The sequence below is a fragment of the Endozoicomonas sp. SESOKO2 genome, assembly GCF_024606245.1.
Lineage (GTDB): Bacteria > Pseudomonadota > Gammaproteobacteria > Pseudomonadales > Endozoicomonadaceae > Endozoicomonas_A.
On the sequence record NZ_JAHHPQ010000602.1, the window covers coordinates 1 to 7,745 of the forward strand.

General features: G+C 48.5%; 6 protein-coding genes and 1 tRNA gene. All 7 read right to left on the minus strand.

Annotation, left to right across the window (positions count from 1 at the left end; genetic code table 11):
- Positions 1 to 179: 179 nt before the first annotated feature.
- Positions 180 to 266 (minus strand) — tRNA-Leu (locus KDK17_RS14480).
- 35 nt (positions 267 to 301) lie between these two features.
- On the minus strand, positions 302 to 721 hold the full coding sequence (gene secG / locus KDK17_RS14485; protein WP_257254773.1) for a preprotein translocase subunit SecG: 420 nt from the start codon (positions 719 to 721) through the stop codon (positions 302 to 304).
- A gap of 2 nt (positions 722 to 723) precedes the next feature.
- Positions 724 to 1,470, minus strand: a complete 747-nt coding sequence (gene tpiA / locus KDK17_RS14490; RefSeq protein WP_257280666.1) for a triose-phosphate isomerase — start codon at positions 1,468 to 1,470, stop codon at positions 724 to 726.
- A gap of 275 nt (positions 1,471 to 1,745) precedes the next feature.
- Positions 1,746 to 3,599, minus strand: coding sequence for a TRAP transporter fused permease subunit (locus KDK17_RS14495; RefSeq protein WP_257254771.1), 1,854 nt, complete (start codon positions 3,597 to 3,599; stop codon positions 1,746 to 1,748).
- 16 nt (positions 3,600 to 3,615) lie between these two features.
- Positions 3,616 to 4,533 carry a TAXI family TRAP transporter solute-binding subunit gene (locus KDK17_RS14500; protein WP_257288362.1) on the minus strand — a complete coding sequence of 306 codons (918 nt, stop codon included), beginning with the start codon at positions 4,531 to 4,533 and terminating at the stop codon, positions 3,616 to 3,618.
- Positions 4,534 to 4,821: 288 nt separating this feature from the next.
- Complete coding sequence (gene glmM / locus KDK17_RS14505) at positions 4,822 to 6,159, minus strand: phosphoglucosamine mutase (RefSeq protein WP_257254769.1); 1,338 nt, start codon at positions 6,157 to 6,159, stop codon at positions 4,822 to 4,824.
- 311 nt (positions 6,160 to 6,470) lie between these two features.
- Positions 6,471 to 7,313, minus strand: a complete 843-nt coding sequence (gene folP, locus KDK17_RS14510) for a dihydropteroate synthase (protein ID WP_257280664.1) — start codon at positions 7,311 to 7,313, stop codon at positions 6,471 to 6,473.
- Positions 7,314 to 7,745: the final 432 nt, after the last annotated feature.

The following is a 7,745-nucleotide window of genomic DNA, read 5'->3' on the forward strand; positions in this document are numbered from 1 at the left end:
ACGACCTTCGGGTTATGAGCCCGACGAGCTACCAGGCTGCTCCACCCCGCATCAAACCTATTAGTATACTGCCAGCTAAAAACTTGCTTCACAAGCCATAACTGTAGATACGTCATTTAAACGTTACAACGATATACCAAATTCTTTTCTTCCATTTACCAAAAAAGTTAATGGCAATTTGGTGCCCAGGGCGGGACTTGAACCCGCACGGCCGCTAGGCCACCGCCCCCTCAAGACGGCGTGTCTACCAATTCCACCACCTGGGCAAACACCACCACTACATCCTGCTTAAAGCTAGCCCTTACTGGACTGGAGGCAGAGACAGCTCTTTATTCTGCTCGTCACTCTCGACGGGTTGTGATTCTATCACAGGAGCATCGCTCTCGATACTCTTTTCTGAAGCTGCTTCTGGTGCGATCGGCGCATCACCGGCCGGAACGGACTCTTCTACAACTACAGTTGGCACACCTGCATCACTGATACTGTCTGCCTTTTGCCTGGCCACCATTGCCAGAGCAAAACTGGTCACAAAAAATACTGTCGCCAGAATCGCTGTCGTGCGACTCATAAAGTTGCCGGTACCCTGACTACCAAACACCGTCTGTGACGCACCGGAACCAAAACTGGCACCGGCTTCCGCACCCTTCCCCTGCTGCAACAAAATCAGCCCGATTACGGCAGCAGAAGCAAGAACATGAACAATAAGAACTATGGTTTCCATCACTATCCTGCAGCGCGACAGATCGCCTGGAACTCTTCAGCAACCAATGAGGCTCCCCCCACAAGACCGCCGTCAACATCCGGCAAAGCAATCAGGTCTGCAGCGTTAGCTGCTTTCATGCTACCACCATACAGAATACGAGTTCTGTCAGCCATAGCCTGATCCTGTAATGCCAGCAAGCCACGAATCACGGCATGCACTTCCTGCGCCTGCTCAGGCGTTGCAGTCAGTCCGGTTCCAATAGCCCATACGGGCTCATAAGCGATCACAAAATTTGCCAAACGCTCCGGACCAGCAGTCCGCAGCACAGCTTCAACCTGAGCCGTCACCACCTTCATGGTGTCGCCAGCCTCTCGCTCTTCCAGAGTTTCACCCACGCAAAGAATAGGTACTAAACCCTGATCTGTCAGAGCACAGAATTTCGCAGCAACTTCCTCATCCCCCTCCCCAAACAGAGAGCGACGCTCAGAATGACCAATGATCACGTATTCAATGCCGAGATCTTTAACCATCAGAGGCGAAACCTCGCCGGTATAAGCGCCATAAGTTTTGTCAGACACATTCTGCAATCCAACTTTAATGGCACTACCAGCCAACTGCTCGCAAATATTTTGAGCGTATACCGAAGGAGGACAAACCAACACTTCAGCATTAGTATACAGACCGGAAGCAAGCTTACCCAGCAATTCACGATTCTCTTCAAGAGATCCGTTCATTTTCCAATTACCGGCAACTAGTGGCTGGCGCATACCGCTCACCTCAACATTCGCGAGGTCGGAATACTAACCCAGGCGCCATTATTATACAACTGCGCTGACATCTTTTGCTGGTAATTTTCTACTACCTGATAAAAACAATAAACTACGATCAATCAAGCGAACAGACAATCATTTCTGTTCATTCAAGGCCGTCATGAAAATGGCCTTGTAGAACGGTTATTTGATATTAAAGTACTGAAAAACTCCTTACGATTGGGAGCGAACCCGGTGCACACTTCTTAACTCGCCTCAGAGTGCTCCATTGATCACGCCTTTCCTCGCCGCTGCATAAACAGCAGCAACAGTACGATTAAGATACCCAAAAAGCCAAAATCAGCAGGATTAAACAAGAGAACTGGCAAGCTGATGAAAGCCAACCCTCTTTCCAGCAAACTTAACCCCTGAATCAGATAACCTTCGACAGCAACTGCCATGGCAATGATGATGGCTATAGTCTGGGCAACAGCCATAATCAGCCCGGCAAAATCCCCCTCGGTATTAATCAAACCGCTATAGGCCATCATAATGGGAATCAAGAACAAGCCCGCCGCCAATTTAAATGCTTCTACTGAAGACTTAACAGGACTGGCATTTGCGACACCCGCTCCGGCAAAAGCAGCCAGTGCAATTGGAGGCGTTACATTGGAAGTCTGTGACAGCCAGAAAACAATTAGATGGGACGTCAGCAAAGGCAATCCAAAATCCCCCAATAATGGCACAGCCATTACAGCAAGCACTATATAAGCAGCGGTAACAGGCAAACCCATCCCAAGCACCAGCGCGACAAGGCTGATCAGAATGAGTGCGGTAAACATATATCCGCCGGAAAGCGCCGTGACGAACTGCGTAAACTGCAGCCCAATACCGGTCTGCCCCACTACACCGACAATGATCCCGGCTGCCGCGCAGGCTGCAGAGATTGGCAATGCCAGAAGCGCACCCGACTTAAGTCCTTCAATGATTTTTCTGAGACCTATGCGACTATGACTTCTTAATGCCGCCGCCGCCAGAATAGCCGCACAGCCTGCCACCCCTACCAGGAGAGGTGAGTACCCGACCATCAACAGAGCGGTAATCAAAACCAAAGGAATAAGGAAGTGAGCACCCTGCTTCATGACACTCCATAGCGCTTGTGTTCGATTGACCGTTGGCAATTCCAGCTTGCAAGCCATGATATGGACGTACAATAGCGTACAGAAGAAGTAGAGCAGCGCGGGCGCAATGGACGCAATCATGATGTCGCTATACGGCACTCCGGTAAACTGCGCCATGACAAAAGCACCGGCCCCCATAATAGGTGGCATGATTTGCCCACCGGTCGATGCAGCAGCTTCAATACCTGCAGCCTGTTCAGGCTTATAACCCAGCTTTTTCATCATCGGTATGGTGATGGAACCAGTGGTCACCGTATTGGCAATGGCAGATCCGGAAATAGAACCCAGGCCAGCAGAAGCTATGACAGCAGCCTTGGCTGGTCCTCCCCGATATTTACCGGCAATAGCAAAAGCCAGATCAATAAAGAACTTGCCTGCGCCCGTTACCTCAAGAAAGGCTCCAAACAAAACAAAAATAAAGACAGTGGTTGCCGCAATACCCAGCGCAGAACCAAACACACCATTACTTGAGAAGATCTGAAACTGCACCCATTCCTGAATGCTGTAACTCTTGGTTGCCAGCGCACCTGGCAGCATATCCCCAAAGCCGCTATAAACCAGGAACAATAATGCTATGAACACCATTACCCAGCCTACAGCCCGACGACAGGCCTCCATCATCAGCACCACATAGACGACACCAGCATAGAGGTCATAATCGGAAAGACCATACAAGAGATAGTTAATATCGTTGTAATCAAAGTTAATGATTCGAAAACCTGCCACCACAGTGGCTACTGCCAGAATCAAATCAAACAGCCTTACTGGCACAAAAAAACGACTCTTTTCATTTTTCAACAAAGGGTAATGAAGAAATATCAGCACCATGACCCAAGCAAGATGAACCGGCCTGAAATAGGTGGCAGAAATCGTCGAGGTCATTCCCTGCCAGATCTGAAACATGGACAGAAGCACTGCAAAGACAAGTACCAGACAGCCCGACGTTTTGATCACGACTTTATTCATTCAGCCACCTGAAAACTCAGTTGATGGAATTCAGGTATTTTTCAGCACCCGGATGAAGAGGCACACCGGACAGGCGATTAGCATTGGCTCTGGTAATGGCTTCGGCAACTTTAACCACCTTGCGAACATCACCCATGTTTTCAAAAGCTGCTTTAGTCAGGCTGAAGGCCATGTCATCAGACATATCAGCACGGACGACCAATACGTTCCAGATACTCAGGGTATCAACCTGACGTACGCCGTTGTATACATTACCCGGAATGGTGTAGCTGCTGTAAGCGGGGTTTTCAGTAATGAACTTCTCACGCTCTTTTTCAGAAACTGGCAGGATACGAATCTTTTGAGTCAGAGCCACCTGAGTCACGGCACCCACTCCCTGACCACCAACAATGAAGCCAGCATCAACCTGACCATTGGCCAGAGCATTGGTGGTTTCAGAGTAATTCAGGTAAACAGCACGAATATCTTTCGCGGGATCAATACCCATGCTTTTCAGAAGTGCCGCAGAGGTCACAGCGGTGCCGGAACCCGGCGCACCCAGAGAAACCCGCTTGCCTTTAAGCTCAGACAGTTGGGTAATGCCTGAGTTTTGAAGCGTCAAGGCATGTACCAGATTTGGATAGAGGGCAAACAGTACCTTGACCGGCATCTTACCGGGAAACTTGCCCTCACCTTTGTAAGCATCCAAAACAACATTCCCCATGGCAATGCCAGCCAGCATACCACCACGAACAACCTTGATGGTATTTTCAACAGAAGCAGCGGTGACTTCTGCTTTTACATTGATCCCATCCATCTTATCAGACCATACCTTTGCCAGCGCACCACCCAGCGGATAATAAATACCACTTTGACCACCAGTACCAATGGAGTAGTTCTGAGCAGGAGAGAGCGCAGGCAGGATCAGCATTAGGAGGGCAGCGACAAAACGCATGATATTTTTCCTGTAAAATATTTTTATATTTCTTTTCCGCAAATAAATCTTCATCGCACAGAGCGGTAAAAATGGCTTATCTGTTCACGGCTATTTCTGTCGAGCAACGGCTGTCAAGTCCAGGCACACTGACCTGTAAAAATTTGACACGTTAGTTTTGTATCCTACCTAAGGAAAGCCATTCAGAGAAGGAAGAGTTCGCCTAAAACTGATCTGGCTCAATAATGAATATCTACAACAGCAGAAGGACTGACCGAAAATCAACCAGCCAGTCCATAGAAGCGAGAATCAGGACATTTCCTGCTCAACCACCTTAGCCAGTCTTTCAGTGTGAGCACGCACTTCCTCAGCATTCTCACCCTCTACCATGACACGGATAAACGGCTCAGTACCGGAAGGCCTCAAGAGCACTCGACCACGACCTGCCAGCTCAGCTTCAGACTCCTGTATGGCTGAAACAATACCCGGCACTTTGTCAGTATCTTTTTTCTCTTTAACCCGAACATTAATCATGGTCTGCGGATACTTGCTCATTCCTTCACGCAGCTCAGACATTTTCTTACCTGAACGAACAACAGCTTTAAGAACCTGGAGCGCAGAGACAATACCATCACCGGTGGTGGATACATCTTTACAAATGATATGACCTGATGATTCACCACCAAGCTGCCAATCATGTTTCAGCAGCAACTCATTGACATAACGATCACCGACCCTGGCCCGGGCAAAGGGAATACCTCTGGCTTCCAGAGCTTTTTCCATTCCCAGATTAGTCATCAGAGTCCCAACCACGCCGCCCTTCAGCTCATTATGTTGACGACGATCCAGAGCGATAGCAAACAGTAACTCATCACCATCAACAATCTCACCATTGTCATCCACCATGATGACGCGATCACCATCACCATCAAAGGCGATACCCATATCGGCTCCACGCTCTATGACGATTTCAGCCAGCTTATCAGGCTGAGTAGAACCACAACATTCATTGATATTCAGACCGTTCGGGTTAATTCCAATGGCATGGACATTAGCACCCAACTCTCTGAAAACTGCAGGACCCACCTGATAGGTAGCGCCATGACCGGCATCAATCACAATATTCATACCACGCAGGTCAAGAGGGTAAGCAGTACTGGCTTTACAATATTCGATATAGCGGCCGGAAGCATCATCCAGTCTGGTCACCTTACCCAACCCATTGGAGTCAACGACCTCAATCTCACCTTCCATCAGAGCTTCGATTTTTGCTTCAACATCGTCCGGCAACTTGCTGCCATTACCAGAAAAGAACTTGATACCATTGTCGTAAAAAGGGTTATGAGAGGCACTAATGACAATTCCGGCCTGACCATTAAAAGTACGGGTCAGATAGGCGATAGCCGGTGTCGGCATAGGACCGGTCAAACACACATCAATACCTGCCGCAGACAGGCCTGCCTCCAGGGCAGACTCAAACATATAGCCGGAGATACGGGTATCTTTACCAATAACGACTTTACCTTCACCCTCTGCAGCCAGCACCTTACCCGCAGCCCAGCCTAGCTTGAGAACAAAATCCGGGGTAATGGGAAACTCACCCACCTTGCCACGAATACCATCGGTGCCGAAAAATTTGCGACCCATAAAGCAACCCTTATTCAATAACCTGATGCCTGAATCTGCTGCCAGACAGCACTCTCAAATGAATAGACAAAAAGGAGTGACAGGTAATAACAGAAGATGTCCTAACTCACCTGAATAGCGGGGCAGAACATAAAATACTGAAGATATGTCTTAAATTATGACATGACTGTCATACAGACTTAATAGCAATGATTGTCTTACAAATGACAAAACTCTTCGCACCCGAACTTACAGCATGCGCAATTAAAGAAAGAGAAGAACAAAACAGCATCAGCCAATGCCTGCCCAGAACAGCAGGCGATTAAACCACCTTAAGCGTTCCTGACGGCATCCACCATGCGAACAGCATCAACCGTTTCAGCGACATCATGAACTCGAATGATCTGAGCTCCAGCCTGAGCAGCCAGAGTGGCGACAGCGAGACTGGCACTCAACCTCTGCTCCGCAGGCTTATTCAGCACAGCACCAATAAATGACTTTCTGGACATACCAGCCAGAACCGGAAAGTTAAGATCAAGCACACGATCCAAATGTTTTAGCAACTGCAGATCATAGGCAGGCGTTTTTCCAAACATACCGCCCCCGAATCCCGGGTCAAGAATCAGTCGGTCCCTTGCAATACCTGCTGCTTCGCAGACCCTGACACGATCAAGCAGGTAGTCATTGACTACACCCGTCACATCATCGTAATGAGGCACAAAACCCGGCCCGGGCTGTTCAACCAGTGAGTGCATCAGCACAACGGGAAGATCGGTGGCAGCTGCCGCCTCCAGAGCTCCCGGCCTGAGCAGGGCACGCACATCATTAATCATTCCGGCACCGGCTTTGCTGGTTTCCGAAATAACCAGGGCCGAGCTGGTATCCACAGAGATGACCTGATCAAAGTTCTTTCTCAAAGCCTCCAGAACCGGCATTACCCTTTCAAGCTCCTGCTCACAGGTGACTGCCCCGTTTGCTCCTGGTCTTGTGGATTCACCACCCACATCGAGAATATCCACACCATCCCGAACCATGAGTTCAGCAATACTCAGCACCTGATCAAGATTCTGATAACGACTGCTTTCATAAAAGGAGTCGGGGGTAATATTTAATACTCCCATGACCAGCGTTCGGTCAAAGGTTAGAGTTTTTCCGGCACAATTCAACTTTTGCATTTTTTCATAGACCTAAACTACGAATACCACCAAACATCTTCCAGACTCAGGAACTGCCTGATTTCACGCCAATTGCAGAGACTCAGTTTCATTTGAACATTCAGATCAGATGATTTTACACGAAAACCATTGAGCTGTCGGCGTTGCAGGGGAATATCCGGGAAGTGAAGTCACGGATTCAGGTATGGGACTTTCACCCAATCGATTAGATGATTCCTATTCAGTTATCACCCATTCATAAAGGAAATTTACTGATAAATTTGGCTTTCCTTGAACATCCCGGATGCCCGGGCTTTAACACAGGGGAATTGATAAGAGCTTTTTGTTGTCAAAGCTTCAGAGCTTGTGTAATTGACACCCTCTAAAGGACGGGGATTCCTGTTAGGTGACTAACGGGAATCTCGCTCCTTCAGGGGCGAGAGGATGTCAATT

Bases quoted from the DNA above. Each gene is read 5' to 3' on its own strand.
- folP (WP_257280664.1), bottom strand. From the start codon at position 7,313: ATGCAAAAGTTGAATTGTGCCGGAAAAACTCTAACCTTTGACCGAACG.
- tpiA (WP_257280666.1), bottom strand. From the start codon at position 1,470: ATGCGCCAGCCACTAGTTGCCGGTAATTGGAAAATGAACGGATCTCTT.
- secG (WP_257254773.1), bottom strand. From the start codon at position 721: ATGGAAACCATAGTTCTTATTGTTCATGTTCTTGCTTCTGCTGCCGTA.
- KDK17_RS14495 (WP_257254771.1), bottom strand. From the start codon at position 3,599: ATGAATAAAGTCGTGATCAAAACGTCGGGCTGTCTGGTACTTGTCTTT.
- KDK17_RS14500 (WP_257288362.1), bottom strand. From the start codon at position 4,533: ATGCGTTTTGTCGCTGCCCTCCTAATGCTGATCCTGCCTGCGCTCTCT.
- glmM (WP_257254769.1), bottom strand. From the start codon at position 6,159: ATGGGTCGCAAATTTTTCGGCACCGATGGTATTCGTGGCAAGGTGGGT.